This window comes from Microvirga thermotolerans (assembly GCF_009363855.1).
Lineage (GTDB): Bacteria > Pseudomonadota > Alphaproteobacteria > Rhizobiales > Beijerinckiaceae > Microvirga > Microvirga thermotolerans.
Genome location: NZ_CP045423.1, coordinates 3341071 through 3354366, shown reverse-complemented (window position 1 = coordinate 3354366; position 13296 = coordinate 3341071). Strand labels below are relative to the sequence as shown.

Sequence of the window (13296 nt, the reverse complement as noted above, 5' to 3'; positions counted from 1 at the left end):
ATGACATGCCCCGTCCCCTCTCCGGAAGGCTCGTGATCGCCACCCACAATCCCGGCAAGCTGCGCGAAATGCAGGAGCTGTTCGCGCCTTTCGGAGTGGAGGCCGTCTCGGCGGGGGAGCTGGGGCTGCCCGTTCCGGCGGAGACCGGCCACATGTTCGCGGAGAACGCGGCCATCAAGGCCCACGCGGCGGCCAGAGCGACGGGGCTTCCGGCCCTCTCCGACGATTCCGGCCTGTGCGTCGACGCCCTCGACGGCGCGCCCGGCCTCTTCACGGCCGACTGGGCGGGGCCGAACAAGGACTTTCGGGCGGCCATGCAGCGGGTCGAGAACGAGCTGCGGAAGCGGGGCGTCACGGCGGAGGGCGACCGCCGGGCGCATTTCGTGTCGGCGCTCGTGATCGCATGGCCCGACGGGCATGAGGAGCTGTTCGAGGGCCGCGTCCACGGCAAGGTGGTCTGGCCGCCGCGCGGCGACCGGGGCTTCGGCTACGATCCCATGTTCCAGCCGGACGGTCTGGCGCAAACCTTCGGCGAGCTGTCGTCGGAGGAAAAGCATGGCATCGACTGGTCGCTGCCGGAGCCGAGGGCGCTCTCGCACCGGGCGCGGGCCTTCGTGAAGCTCGCCGCCGGCTGCCTGAAGAGGGCCTGAAACGGCAACGGGGCGCCCAGAGGCGCCCCGCCCGCCGGAGACCCTGTCGGTTTCCGGCCTTCGTCCCGGAACCCGGCCGCCCATGCGGCGGAGGGGGCGGTCCGGCAGGCCGCCGGGCCGGGACGCCTGCGGCCTCAGCCGTTCGCCTCAGCCGCCCGCTTGGCCGCTCGCCTGGCCGCCCTTGTCGGCGCGGCGCCGGGCCATGAAGGCGTCGAACTCCTCGCGGTCCTTCGCGCGCTTCAGCTCCTCGACGAATTCGCGGAACTCCCGCGCTTCCTCGTCGAGCCGGCGGCGCTCCTCTTCGAGACGCTCCAGCTCGCGGCGGCGATACTCGTCGAAGGCCGCGTTGCCCGTGCCCGTGCCGAAGCCGCCGGCCGGGCGGCGATAGGCGAACAGGTCGTCGAGCGGACGCCCGAAATTCTCGCGGAAGAAGGCCTTCGCCTCGTCGTATTTTGGATATCCCATGACTTTCCACACCAGATAAGCGACCGCGAAGGGCCAGAACCAGATGAAGGCCAGGACGATGCCGGCGATCTCCAGCGCGCGGCGGGGCGGACGCCCGCAGCGGCGGTGACGGTAGGCGCCGTTGTTCCAGGGCCCGGAGGAGCCGGGTCCGGACGGACCCGAGCCTGGAAAGCCGGAGCCCGGGTTCCAGGCGGAGGAAGCAGAGTCAGACATCGCAGTTCCCGCATGTTAATGCTAACAACATTAACATGCACATGGATTCAGGCGCTTTCAAGGGCCGTCGGACCGGGAAGCCCAAATATTCCGGAGCCGGCGCCGCTCGGCCGCGTCCGCCGCTCCAGCATCCTTCCCGTGCGGCCGTCCGGAGGCCCAGCGCCCCTGCAGGGCAGGAGACGGGGCCGGGACCGGGCGGAGCCGGCTCCGGACCTATGGATGCGGGCTTGGTGGGTTCTTGGCCGAGGGATTCTTGTTGAAGGAGGAGGCGCTTCTTTGCCAGGGCGGGGGCCGGGGATCCGCGGCGGGGACGGCTCAGGAGGCGGCCTTGCCCTTGATCGCCCCGTGGACGAGGGCGAGGACGCCTGCCCGCAGGAGCTCGTACTTGTCCGGCAGGCCGGGACCCTTGGGGAGCTGGCCCGCCGCGTCGAGGGTGGCGATGCCGTGGGAGAGGGCCCAGACCTCGATGGCGATGAAGCGCACGTCCACGTCTCCGAACCCTTCGGGGAAGGTCTCGGACAGGGCGCGGACGAGGAAAGTGAAGGCGTCGCCCTGGCCTGCGCCCCCGGCGCCCGCCGTCTCGCCGGATGGCTTGGCGCCCCGGGCCCAGGGCGGCCCGCAGGGCTCCGAATCGGCCGGGCGGGGCGAGAACATCGCCGCATAGAAGCCCGGCTCCTGCTCCGCGAAGGCGAGGTAGGCCTCTCCCATCCGGGTGAAGCGCTCGAGCGGCGTGCCCGCGCTCGTCAGGGCGCGCCCGAGCCGCTCCGCGAGCTGGGTGTAGCCCCGGAAGGCCACCTCGGCCACCAGGGCGTCGCGGCCCCGGAAATGGCGGTAGAGCGCCGCCGGGGTCACACCCACCAGCTTGGCGGCGTCCGCCAGGGTGAAGCCGCCCAGGCCCCGCTCCGCGATGAAGCGCTGCGCCGCCTCGATGAGCGCTTCCTTGAGGTTGCCGTGGTGGTAGCCCTGCCTGTCGAAGGGACCGCGCCAGTGCCGCATGCCGAAACCCGTACTCTCTCCGCCGCCAGCCTAAGCCCTCGGGAGCGGGGAGGCCAGCGGAGAACCTCAAGGGTGAACAGCCTCCGTCCCGAATGGTTGCCCCTGTGCCCCGCTTTTCCGCGTGCGGCAAGCCGGTGCGTGACGGAAGGGGCGCGAGGTGCCATAACCCGGCCATGATCGACCATCCGACGCGCGACGTAGGCTTCGGCGTTTACGTCCACTGGCCCTTCTGCGCCTCCAAGTGCCCCTATTGCGACTTCAACAGCCACGTCCGCCACAGCCCCGTGGACCAGGAGCGGTTCGTGGCCGCCTTCCGGCGCGAGATCGCCCATACGGCGGCGCGGATTCCGGGGCGCACGGTCACCAGCATCTTCTTCGGCGGCGGGACGCCCTCGCTCATGCGGCCGCAGACCGTGGGCGCGATCCTCGACGCCATCGGCGGCGCCTGGGCCGTGGACCCGGGGGCGGAGGTCACCCTCGAGGCCAATCCGACCAGCGTGGAGGCGGAGCGCTTCAGGGGCTACCGGGACGCCGGGATCAACCGGGTCTCCCTGGGCGTGCAGGCCCTCAACGACCCCGATCTCAGGCGCCTCGGCCGCATGCACAGCGTGGCGGAGGCCCTCGCCGCCGTGAAGGTCGCCGCGTCGATCTTCGAGCGCTACTCCTTCGACCTCATCTATGCCCGGCCCGGCCAGACGCCGGAGGCCTGGGCGGCGGAGCTGAGGGAGGCCATCGGCCACGCGGTGGAGCACCTCTCCCTCTACCAGCTCACCATCGAGCCCGGCACCTGGTTCGAGCGCCTGTTCGCTGCGGGCAAGATCGCCGTGCCGGACGAGGACACGGCGCGCGCCCTCTACGACGTGACGCAGGAGGTCTGCGAGGCCCATGGGCTGCCCGCCTACGAGATCTCCAACCATGCCCGCCCGGGGGCGGAATCGCGCCACAACCTGCTCTACTGGCGCTACGGCGAATATGCGGGCATCGGCCCCGGCGCCCATGGCCGCCTCGTCACCGGCAACGCCCGCATCGCCACTGCGACGGAGAAGCATCCCGAGACCTGGGCGGAGCGCGTCGAGCGCGACGGGCACGGCGTGGTGGAGGAGGAGATCCTGACGGCGGACGCCGAGGGGGACGAATTCCTCCTCATGGGGCTTCGCCTCAAGGAGGGCATCGACCCGCGCCGCTACGAGGCGTTCACCGGCCGCTCCCTCGACGAGAGGCGCGTGCGCAACCTGGAGGAGGAAGGCCTCGTGCGCCGCGAGGGCGACCGCCTGCGCGTCACCCGCGAAGGCTTTCCGGTGCTGAACGCGGTGATCGCGGAGCTGGCGGCCTGACAGAAGCCTCTGCCGTTAGTCCAGGGCAAGGGCACCTCCTCAGGACGAGGACGGAGACCGTCATTCGGGGACGCACCCGAATGGCGGCAGGTCCCGGAACGGCTGCGCCGCTCAGCGCTTCACCTTCGATTCGATCACGTCCCACACCTTCACGGAAAGGTCCGGCCCGCCGAGGCGCTTGATGGCGCGCAGGCCCGTGGGCGCGGTGACGTTGATCTCCGTGAGGTTACCGTCGATCACGTCGATGCCGACGAGGACGAGGCCCATGCGCCTGAGCTCCGGCCCGATGGTCTCGCAGATCTCGCGCTCGCGGGGCGACAGATCCGTGGGTTTCGCGGCGCCGCCGCGCACCATGTTGGAGCGGATGTCGTTGGCGGCCGGAACCCGGTTCACCGCGCCCGCCGCCTCGCCGTCGATCAGGATGATGCGCTTGTCGCCCTCGGTCACCTTCGGCAGGAAGCGCTGGATCACCCACGGCTCCCGGAAGGTGGCCGCGAAGAGGTCGTAGAGCGAGCCGAAATTCGGATCCTCGCGGCCGATCTTGAACACGCTGGCGCCGCCGTGGCCGTAGAGGGGCTTCATCACCACCTCGCCGTGCTCGCGGCGGAATTCCTCGATCTCGCCCTTGTCGCGGGAGATCAGGGTCGGCGGCATGAGGTGCGGAAACCGGGTGACGAAGATCTTCTCCGGCGCGTTGCGCACATGGGTCGGATCGTTGACCACCAGGGTCTTCGGATGGATCCGCTCGAGGAAATGCGTCGCGGTGATGTAGGCGAGGTCGAAGGGCGGGTCCTGGCGCATCAGCACCACGTCGACCTGCGACAGGTCGATCCGCTCGGGCTCGCCGAGGGTGAAATGGTCGCCCTCCACGTCGCGGGCCTCGACCGCTTCCGCCATCGCCGTCACGGCGCCGTCGCGCAGGCTCAGGTGGTCGGGCGTGTAGTGGAAGACCCGGTGGCCCCGCCGCTGCGCCTCGAGCAGCAGCGCGAAGCCGGTGTCGCCCGCGATCTTGATGCCTTTGATGTGATCCATCTGGATCGCGACGGTCAGGGTCATGCGTCAGCCTCCGTGAGCAGCGAGGTTATTGGCTGGAAATGCGCCGATGGCAACCGTCTTCGGAGCCGTCCGGCGCGGGAGCGAAAGGGAGCGCCAGGATCCCGTCGTCCGCGGCCTTTTCGGCCGCGCCCCTTGCAGACGGTGCTCCGCCCGCCATCTGTTAAGCCATGCCCCGCCGTGCCCTTCTCATCGTCAATTCCAACAGCCGCAGCGGCGCCGCTCAGTGCGAGAGGGCGGTCGCGGTGCTGAAGTCGCACGGGATCGAGCCCGTCCATCGCGAATGCGAGACGCGGGAGGACCTCTCGCCCCTGATCGCCGCCCATGCCGGGGAGGTGGACTGCGTCGTGGTGGGCGGCGGCGACGGCACGCTGAACGCGGCGGCGCTCGGGGTGATCGAGGCGGGGCTGCCCCTCGGCATCCTGCCGCTCGGCACGGCGAACGACCTCGCCCGCACCCTCGACATCCCCTTCGACCTGGACGGGGCCGCCGAGGTGATCGCCGCGGGGCGCATGCGGAAGATCGACCTCGGCCTCGTCAACGGACACCCCTTCTTCAACGTGGCCAGCATCGGCCTCTCCGCCGAGCTGGCGCAGAAGCTCACGAGCGACATCAAGCGCCGGTTCGGACGTCTCGGCTACGCGCTCGTCGCCCTGAAGGTGCTCGCTCAGGCGCGCCCGTTCCGCGCGACGATCATCGGCGAGACGGAAGCGGTGCACGTGAGAACCCTGCAGATCGCGGTGGGGAACGGACGCTACTACGGCGGCGGCAACGCGGTCGAGAAGGACGCCGCCATCGACGACGAGCATCTCGACCTCTACAGCCTCGAGTTCAATCGCGCCTGGAAGCTGGCGCTCATGGCGCGCTCGTTCAGGAACGGGGCGCACGGGGCCTGGCGCGAGGTTCGGGCCGTGCGCGCCAAGGAGTTCGACATCCGCACCCGCATTCCGCGCCCCGTGAACGCCGACGGCGAAATCGTCACCCATACCCCCGCCCACTTCACGATCAGGCCGAGCGCCGTCACGGTCTTCGCGCCGTGACGTCCGCCCCGGATCACCGCCGCGGCTCGCGACCGCAGCGGACGGCGTTCTCGATGCCGCCGCGCGCAAGGCCGATGTCGTGGAGCGCCGCATCGCCCAGGCCGGACAGGAGGCGCATGTCGCGGCGGACGCGGATCTCCGCCGCAAGGGCGGCGGCGATCCGGGCGAGGAGAAACGGGCGGGCCTTCCGGGCGGTGCTCTCCACGAGCGGAAGGGAAGTGGTCGTGATGCCGAGCGACATGGCGGTCTCCTGCGTCTAGGCCGCGCCGCGGCCTTTTCGGCAGCCGTCTCCGTTCGCCGCCATGAGAGGCGGCGTCGCGGGGCGTCCGAGGTCGGTGCGGAAGCGGGGGCTTCGGGCTGCCGGCGGGCCTTTCGGAAGTCCCCCAGCGGCGATGTGAAGACCTTACGCCCCCTTCTTGCATAAGTGAAACGAATGTTCATAATGGAATGGATAACCGTCCATTATGAGAGAAATCCCATGGCCCGGAACCTCGACGTCAGCCTCCTGCGCGCCTTCGTGGCCGTCGCCGAGACCGGCGGCATGACGGCCGCGGGCGCGGTCCTCAACCTTACCCAGGCTGCCGTGAGCCAGCAGATCAAGCGGCTGGAGGAGACGCTGGGGGAGGAGCTCTTTGCCCGCGACCGGCGCGGCATGAGGCTCACGGGAGCGGGGGAGCGCCTGTTCGGCCGCGCGAAGCGCCTGCTCGCCCTCAACGACGAGATCTGGACCGAGATGACCACGCCGGAATACGAGGGCGAGGTGCGCCTCGGCATCCCGAGCGACATCATCACGACCTACCTGCCGACCTTCCTCAAGGGGTTCGCGCAGAGCTACCCGCGGGTGCAGATTTCCCTGCACAGCGGATCGAGCGTGAAGCTGCGCTCCGAGCTCAAGGCGGGCAAGGTCGACGTGGTGCTCGCGACGGAACCCTCATGCGATCCGGAAGGCGAGAATCTCGTGATGGACAGGCTCGTGTGGGTCGGCGCGCGCGGCGGCGAGGCCGCATGGCAGCGCCCGCTGCCGGTCTCCATCGGGTGCTCGGACTGCGCGTTCCGCGGGCCCGTGCGCGAGGCGCTGCTCAAGGCCGGCATCGAGTGGCGCTCCACGTCGGAGGTCACCAACACCTCGGCGCAGGTTGCCACGGTCGCCGCCGACATCGCGGTGATGGCCTGGCTGGCGTCCACGGTGCCGGAGGGGCTGGAGGTGCTGGGGCGCGAGGCGGGCCTGCCCCCGCTTCCGCCCTTCACGGTCAATCTCTATCTGCCCAGGGACGGGGGCAACCATGTCGTGCAGGAGCTGGCGCGGCACATCCGCGAAGCCGTCAGGAACCCGCGCCGCATGGTGGCGTAGGAGCCCTTCGCCAGGATCAGGCGATCTCCAGCTCGAACGCCGCCTCCACGTGCCGCGGCCAGCGGCGCGGCGCGACGAACACCGCGTCGGCGCGCCATGTCATGCCCGCCGTCCAGGGGTGGCGCGAAAGCCATGCGCGGGCGGCGCGGGCGAAGCGGCGGCGCTTCGCGGCGCCGATGGCGACGAGCGCGTCGTCCATCGCGCTGCGGGCCTTCACTTCCACGAAGGCGACGGTCCTTCCCCTCGCGACGATCAGGTCGATCTCGCCGCCGGCGGCGGAGAAGCGCCAGGCGAGCGGGCGATAGCCCTTCGACAACAGAAACAGCAGCGCGATCCATTCGGCCCGCTGGCCGTAGGAGAACGTCCTGCGGCGACGCTCGGCGGCTTGCGTCATGGCTCCTTCCGGGCGAGCGCGAGGGCGCGGGCATAGACGTCGCGCTTAGGCAGGTCGAGCTCCGCCGCGACGAGGGCGGCGGCGTCCTTGATGGAGTGGTTCTTGAGCGCCGCCGCGAGCTTCTCGTCGAGCATCGCGTCGGCTTCGCCGGCCCGCATCTCCTTCGTCGCCTCGCCGATGAGGACCACGATCTCGCCTTTCGGCGGCCCCTCCTTCGCGAACGTCTCCGCGAGGTCCGGCAGGGTGCCGCGCCGGATCGTCTCGAACATCTTCGTCAGCTCCCGCGCCACCACCGCCTGCCGCTCCCCGAGGACGGCGGCCGCATCGGCCAGCATCTCGGGAAGGCGGTGCGGTCCCTCGAACAGCATCAGGGTGCCGGGAATGGATGCGATCTCCGCGAGCCGCGCCCGCCGCGCGGCGCTCTTCGGCGGCAGGAAGCCCTCGAAGAAGAAGCGGTCGGTCGGCAGGCCCGACACCACGAGGGCGGTGAGCACCGCCGAGGGGCCGGGAATGGGCGTGACGGGCAGGCCCTCCGCGATGGCGGCCTGGACGAGCTTGTAGCCGGGGTCGGACACGAGGGGCGTGCCCGCATCGGAGACGAGGGCGAGGGCCTGCCCTTCCCGGATGCGGTGGACCATGCGCTCGCGCACCGCCTCGTTGGAGTGCTCGTGATAGGCGACGAGCGGCGTGGTGATGCCGTAATGGGCGAGCAGGGTCTTGGTGACCCGCGTGTCCTCGGCGAGGATCGCGTCGGCCGCCGCCAGCACGCTGAGCGCCCGGAAGGACACGTCCTTCAGGTTGCCGATGGGCGTCGCCACCACGTAGAGGCCGGGGGCGAGAGGCTCGGCCTCGGCGGCGAGGCCGAAGGCGGTGAAGGTGGCTGCCCGCGCCGCGGGCTCGCGCCGCCGGGTCCGGTTGTCGATTCTCTGCGTCATCGTCCGTCACTGTCGCATGAAGGTCCCGGGGAGCAAAAGCCGCGACGCCGGGCCGTCGCGCCGGCCTTGGAAACTATGTTTACCATTTCCTGCGAATCTCGGCCCGATCTGTCGGATTCCGCGTCCGCGGAAGGGATGGAGGAAGGGAATGAAAGGCTCTGCTTTCACGTCGGCCGCCGCGCCCCGGGCCTCCCGGCGCTCCGGGCCCCGCGCCGCCGCGGCGCTCTCCCTCGTCGCGGCCATGTTCCTGGCCGGATGCGTCGGCTCGGGAAGCATGGCGCCGCCCCGCCGGAGCGCCAAGGCGGCCCCGCCCTCGCCCCCCATCTTCGATGCCGATCTTCCCGCCGCCGGCGGCCCCGCTTCCGGCGCTCCGCCGGCCGTCCAGGAGGCCGGCCAGATCCCCGGCCAAACCGCCAGCTACATGACCGGCCAGCCGGCCGGTCAGGTCATCGGCAACGGCCCGGTACGCGTGGCGCTGATCCTTCCCCTCTCCGGCGCAGGCCAGGGCGCCGTGGCGGCGCAGAGCATGCGCAACGCCGCGGAGCTCGCCCTGAGCGAGATGCAGGGTTCGCCGCTCACCATCCTCGTGAAGGACGATCGCGGCACGCCCGAGGGTGCGCGCGAGGCCGCGAACCAGGCCATCGCCGAGGGAGCCGAGCTCATCGTCGGTCCGCTCTTCGCAGGCTCCGTGCAGGCGGCGGGCCAGATCGCGCGGCAGTCCGGCCGCCCGGTGATCGCCTTTTCCACGGATACCGGCGTGGCGACGCGCGGCGTCTATCTCCTCAGCTTCCTCGTGCAGGAGGAGGTGGACCGCGTGATCGCCTATGCGGCGTCCCAGGGCCGCCGCTCCGTCGTCGCGCTGGTGCCGCAGACGACCTACGGCAGCGTCGCGGAGGCGCAGTTCCGCGAGGCCGCCGCGCGGCAGGGGATGCGGGTCGTCGCCGTCGAACGCTACGTGCCCGGCCAGCAGCGGACGGCGGTGCAGCGCATCGCCTCCCTCGTGGCTGGGCCGGCGCCGCAGGCCGACACGCTCTTCCTGCCCGACGGCGGCGACGGGCTGCCCGCCGTCGCCCAGGCCCTCCAGGCGGTCGGCTTCGATCCGCAGCGGGTCAAGCCCATCGGCACCGGCCTGTGGAACGAGCCGCGCGTCCTCGCCCTTCCGGCCCTTCAGGGCGGGTGGTTCGCGGCGCCGGACGGCCGCGGCTTCGAGGCCTTCGCCGCCCGCTACCGGGCCCGCTTCAACACCGACCCGATCCGCCTCGCCACCCTGTCCTACGACGCGGTGACGCTCGCCGCCACGCTCGCCCAGGTGCACGGCTCGCAGCGCTTCGCGGAAGGCGTGCTGACGAATTCCGCCGGGTTTGCGGGCGCCGACGGCGTGTTCCGCTTCAAGGCCGACGGAACCAACGACCGCGCGCTCGCCGTGCAGGAGATCCGCGGCGGCGGCGCCGTCATGGTCAGCGCTCCGCCGCGCGCGCTCCTGGCCGCGCACTGAAGCCGCCACGGTCACGCACGGCGCGTCGCCGTCGCGCTGAGCTCCGGGCGGTTGTTCAGGGTCTGGAACACCACGCAGTAGCGTTCCGTCAGCTTGAGGAGCTGGTCGAGCTTCTCCTGCGGCGCGTCGGTGTCGAGCTCGAAGCCGAGGCGGATCGCCTTGAAGCCGACCGGGGCGGTCTTGTCGACGCCGAGCGTGCCGCGGAAGTCGAGATCCCCCTCGGCCTTCACGGTGCCGTGGCGCAGCTCGATGTCGAGGGCGGTCGCCACCGCCTTCAGGGTGACGCCCGCGCAGGCGACGAGCGCCTCCAGCAGCATGTCGCCGGAGCACAGCTCGGCGCCCGAGCCGCCGGTCGCCGGATGGAGGCCTGCGACGGCGAGGGCGCGCCCGGTCTCCACCTTGCACGCGATGCTCCCGTCGTCGAGGGTGCCCTGGGCCTTCAGGGTGATGGTCGCCGCCTCGGGGGTTTCCCGGTAGCGGTCCTTCAGGGGCGCCTGCAGGGCGCGGAGCTGGGTCGAGTCCATGGCATGGTCCTTGTCTTCGTTCACCACCAGAGCGCCGCCGCTTCGCGGTCGCGCTCCAGGCGGGGCTGGGGGCGTGCGGGGTTGAGGGATTCGTCGAGCGCCGCCAGCACGCGTCGCGCCGCCGCCTCGAAGGAGGTTGCGGTACGATCGCGCGGCCGCGCAAGGGCCAGCGGCAGCTCGTCGAAGATCCGACCCGGCTTGGGTTGCATGACGACGACCCGGTCCGCAAGGGTCACCGCCTCGTGAACGTCGTGGGTGACGAGCAGAACGGTCGGCCGCGTCTCCTCCCACAGCCCGAGCAGGTGCTCGTGCAGGCTCGCGCGGGTGAACGCGTCGAGGGCGGAGAACGGCTCGTCGAGGAGCAGCACCTTCGGATGCGCCACGAAGGCGCGGGCGATGGCGACGCGCTGCTGCTGGCCGCCGGAAAGGTCGCGGGGCCAGCGGCCCGCATGCTCCGCGAGGCCGATCTTGTCGAGGGCGTGCGCGACCCGCGCCCGGCGCTCGGCGGCGTCGAGGCGGGAGAGCCCGAAGGCCACGTTCTCCGCGACCGTGAGCCAGGGCAGAAGGCGCGGTTCCTGGAACACGATCCCGACGGCGGGATGCGGCTCGCCGATGGCCTCCCCGTCGAGGTGAATCGCGCCGGCGCTCGTCCGGTCGAGGCCCGCGACGAGGCGCAGGAGCGTGGTCTTGCCGCAGCCCGAGCCGCCGATCAGCGCGACGATCTCGCCCCGGCGGACGGAGAGGTTGATGTCGGACAGGGCACGGGTCCCGTCCGCGTAGGTCTTGGAGAGATGTTCGAGTTCAAGCATCACAGGTGCTCCCGCGCGGTGTCCTGCCAGCGGACGAGCGGGTGCGTGGCGAGGACGAGGAGGCTGTCGGCCGCCTTGCCGAGAAGGGCGAAGGCGACGATCGCCGCCAGGATCTGGTCGGGCTTGCCCATCTGCTGCCCGTCGACGAGGAGGTAGCCGAGCCCTTCCGATGCGCCCATGAACTCGGCCGCGACCACGAACATGAAGCCGAGGCCGAGGCCGGACCGCAGGGCGACGATCGCCTCCGGCAGGACCGCCGGGAGCAGGATGCGCCGGACGAGGCCGGTCCTGGACAGGCGGAAGACACGCCCCACCTCCACGAGCTTGCGGTCCACCGACAGGATCGCGCCCGCAATGCCGAGATAGACCGGAAAGAAGACGCCCGCCGCGATCAGCGCCACCTTCGACGCCTCGAAGATGCCGAGCCAGAGGATGAACAGCGGCACCCAGGCGATGGAGGGAATGGCGCGCAGGGCCTGCAGGGTCGGATCGAGGAGGCGGCGCAGGGTTTCGCTCGATCCGGAGAGGGCGCCGACGAGAATGCCGGCGGCGGCGCCGAGGGCGAAGCCTGCGAGGATCCGTTGGAGGGTGACGAGGACGTGCACCCGCAATTCGCCCGTTCTCGCGAGGTCCCATAGGGTCGTGAGGATCCGGCTCGGCGGGGGCACGAGACGTCCCTGGGCGAGGCCCGTCCGCACGACGGCTTCCCAGAGCAGGGCCGCCCCGAGGGGAAGAAAAAGGCCGAGAAGTGCGCGCCCGTCGAAGGCGCGCCGCTCCCCGGCGAGGAGGAGGGGCGCGAGAGCGGCGGTTTCCCGAGGGGAGGACCAGCCTCGGCCCGGGGATCGGATCGTGCCTTGGCCTGTCACGGCGCTCTCCCGTGATGAGGGGGCTAGCGCGACGCGGTGGCGAAGCGGCGGTCCACGAGGGCATCCACCGCGGCGCGGACGTCCGTGCCCGTTGCGATCACGCCGGCCTGCTGGAGGGCGAGGCCCGCGGCGAGGATCGTGTCGATCTGCGCCTGCCCGATGGCGGAGTGGGTGAGCTCCGTGCGCTCCAGCTGGCGCTCGATCACGGGCTCCGGCAGCTTCGTATAGGCGACGAGGATCTTCCGGAGCTCCGCCGGGTTGGCGAGGGCATAGGCGCGCGCCTCCTCATAGGCCTTGAGGACACGGGTCACGAGGGCGGGATTCTCCTTCGCGAAGGCCTCGCTCACGTTCAGGATGCCCCAGGTGTTCGCGCCGGCGTTGCGGTAGAAGAGCTTCGCGCCGCCTTCGACCTCGGCGGCCGCCATCAGGGGATCGAGGCCGGCCCAGGCATCCACGTCGCCGCGCTCCAGCGCCGTGCGCCCGTCCGGGTGCTGCAGGAGCACGAGCTTCACGTCCTTCTCGGTGAGCTTCGCGTCCTGAAGGGCGCGGACGAGGAAGATGTGCGGGTCGGTGCCGCGGGTCACTGCGACCCGCTTGCCTTTCAGGTCCTCGACCTTGGCGATGGAGCTGTCCTTGCCCGTCACCAGCGCCGTCCACTCGGGACGGGAATAGACGTAGATCGACTTGATGGGATTGCCGTTGATGCGGCCGACGAGGGCTGCGGCACCGGCGGTCGAGCCGAAATCGATGGAACCCGCGCTGAGGAATTCGAGAGCCTTGTTGGAGCCCAGGCTCTGCACCCATCGCACGGCGATGCCGTCCTTCGCCAGCTCCTTCTCGAGGAAACCCTTGTCCTTCAGCACGAGGCTCACCGGGTTGTAGGTGGCGAAGTCGATGCGGACCTCCTTGGGCTGGGCCGCGGCCGCGCCGGCGAAGCCCGACGCGAGGGCGGCGGCAAGGAAGAGACGGCGGGAGAAGGGAAGGGGCATGGCAGGCTCCTGTCTGGGCGCAGGAGCCCCGACTGTCCGTCGCGGCGCCTGGCGCTTTAGCTGCATTTGTTTCGCGCCCGCAAGCTGCACGCTCAAATCGGCGCGTGTCCTTTTTATAGGATCGATTCGTTTCTTATGTCAAACGTGATCGTTTATAAAGAACGCGACGGGTCGCCTGCGGC

At 70.9% G+C, this 13296-nt stretch carries 15 protein-coding genes and 1 riboswitch; of the genes, 5 read left to right on the top strand and 10 right to left on the bottom strand.

Annotated features, from left to right (window positions below; translation table 11 throughout):
• Window positions 1-5 precede the first annotated feature (5 nt).
• Window positions 6-650 carry a non-canonical purine NTP pyrophosphatase gene (locus GDR74_RS15975; RefSeq protein ID WP_152587223.1) on the top strand — a complete coding sequence of 215 codons (645 nt, stop codon included), beginning with the start codon at window positions 6-8 and terminating at the stop codon, window positions 648-650.
• Between the two features lie 147 nt (window positions 651-797).
• On the opposite strand, the gene GDR74_RS15970 is transcribed toward GDR74_RS15975, so the two are convergent.
• Both GDR74_RS15970 and GDR74_RS15965 read right to left on the bottom strand, forming a co-directional pair.
• A complete protein-coding gene (locus GDR74_RS15970; protein WP_152587222.1) occupies window positions 798-1328 on the bottom strand; it encodes a DUF2852 domain-containing protein in 531 nt (176 codons plus the stop codon).
• 315 nt (window positions 1329-1643) lie between these two features.
• Window positions 1644-2324 (bottom strand): TetR/AcrR family transcriptional regulator, encoded by a 681-nt coding sequence (locus GDR74_RS15965; protein ID WP_152587221.1) that lies wholly within the window; start codon window positions 2322-2324, stop codon window positions 1644-1646.
• A 173-nt stretch (window positions 2325-2497) separates the two neighbouring features.
• Between GDR74_RS15965 and hemW the strand changes: the two genes are divergently transcribed.
• Window positions 2498-3658, top strand: a complete 1161-nt coding sequence (hemW, locus tag GDR74_RS15960; RefSeq protein ID WP_152587220.1) for a radical SAM family heme chaperone HemW — start codon at window positions 2498-2500, stop codon at window positions 3656-3658.
• Window positions 3659-3769: 111 nt separating this feature from the next.
• Here the strand turns inward: hemW and gshB are convergent, their stop codons facing one another.
• Complete coding sequence (gene gshB, locus GDR74_RS15955; protein ID WP_152587219.1) at window positions 3770-4714, bottom strand: glutathione synthase; 945 nt, start codon at window positions 4712-4714, stop codon at window positions 3770-3772.
• Window positions 4715-4881: 167 nt separating this feature from the next.
• Here gshB and GDR74_RS15950 point away from each other — a divergent pair, with 167 nt between their 5' ends.
• Window positions 4882-5751 (top strand): lipid kinase, encoded by an 870-nt coding sequence (locus GDR74_RS15950; RefSeq protein WP_152587218.1) that lies wholly within the window; start codon window positions 4882-4884, stop codon window positions 5749-5751.
• A gap of 13 nt (window positions 5752-5764) precedes the next feature.
• Here the strand turns inward: GDR74_RS15950 and GDR74_RS15945 are convergent, their stop codons facing one another.
• Window positions 5765-5992 carry a YjiS-like domain-containing protein gene (locus GDR74_RS15945; RefSeq protein WP_152587217.1) on the bottom strand — a complete coding sequence of 76 codons (228 nt, stop codon included), beginning with the start codon at window positions 5990-5992 and terminating at the stop codon, window positions 5765-5767.
• A gap of 237 nt (window positions 5993-6229) precedes the next feature.
• Here GDR74_RS15945 and GDR74_RS15940 point away from each other — a divergent pair, with 237 nt between their 5' ends.
• Window positions 6230-7102, top strand: a complete 873-nt coding sequence (locus tag GDR74_RS15940) for a LysR substrate-binding domain-containing protein (RefSeq protein WP_152587216.1) — start codon at window positions 6230-6232, stop codon at window positions 7100-7102.
• A gap of 16 nt (window positions 7103-7118) precedes the next feature.
• Here GDR74_RS15940 and GDR74_RS15935 read toward each other — a convergent pair whose 3' ends face one another.
• Window positions 7119-7496 carry a YraN family protein gene (locus GDR74_RS15935; protein ID WP_152587215.1) on the bottom strand — a complete coding sequence of 126 codons (378 nt, stop codon included), beginning with the start codon at window positions 7494-7496 and terminating at the stop codon, window positions 7119-7121.
• Complete coding sequence (gene rsmI / locus GDR74_RS15930) at window positions 7493-8431, bottom strand: 16S rRNA (cytidine(1402)-2'-O)-methyltransferase (RefSeq protein WP_152587214.1); 939 nt, start codon at window positions 8429-8431, stop codon at window positions 7493-7495. The genes GDR74_RS15935 and rsmI overlap by 4 nt, the downstream gene beginning before the upstream one ends.
• Before the next feature lie 148 nt (window positions 8432-8579).
• Here rsmI and GDR74_RS15925 point away from each other — a divergent pair, with 148 nt between their 5' ends.
• Entirely contained in the window at window positions 8580-9926 is a 1347-nt protein-coding gene (locus GDR74_RS15925; protein WP_246179668.1) for a penicillin-binding protein activator, read from the top strand.
• Between the two features lie 11 nt (window positions 9927-9937).
• On the opposite strand, the gene GDR74_RS15920 is transcribed toward GDR74_RS15925, so the two are convergent.
• The 4 genes from GDR74_RS15920 to GDR74_RS15905 are packed head-to-tail and all read right to left on the bottom strand — an operon-like array spanning window position 9938 to window position 13114.
• Window positions 9938-10450 (bottom strand): OsmC family protein, encoded by a 513-nt coding sequence (locus GDR74_RS15920; protein WP_152587213.1) that lies wholly within the window; start codon window positions 10448-10450, stop codon window positions 9938-9940.
• A 20-nt stretch (window positions 10451-10470) separates the two neighbouring features.
• Complete coding sequence (locus GDR74_RS15915) at window positions 10471-11259, bottom strand: ABC transporter ATP-binding protein (protein ID WP_152587212.1); 789 nt, start codon at window positions 11257-11259, stop codon at window positions 10471-10473.
• Window positions 11259-12125 (bottom strand): ABC transporter permease, encoded by an 867-nt coding sequence (locus GDR74_RS15910; protein WP_246179667.1) that lies wholly within the window; start codon window positions 12123-12125, stop codon window positions 11259-11261. The genes GDR74_RS15915 and GDR74_RS15910 overlap by 1 nt, the downstream gene beginning before the upstream one ends.
• Before the next feature lie 23 nt (window positions 12126-12148).
• The gene (locus GDR74_RS15905) at window positions 12149-13114 is read right to left on the bottom strand and encodes an aliphatic sulfonate ABC transporter substrate-binding protein (RefSeq protein WP_152587211.1); all 966 of its coding nucleotides are present in this window, start codon (window positions 13112-13114) and stop codon (window positions 12149-12151) included.
• Between the two features lie 36 nt (window positions 13115-13150).
• Window positions 13151-13228, bottom strand: a riboswitch (SAM riboswitch).
• Window positions 13229-13296: the final 68 nt, after the last annotated feature.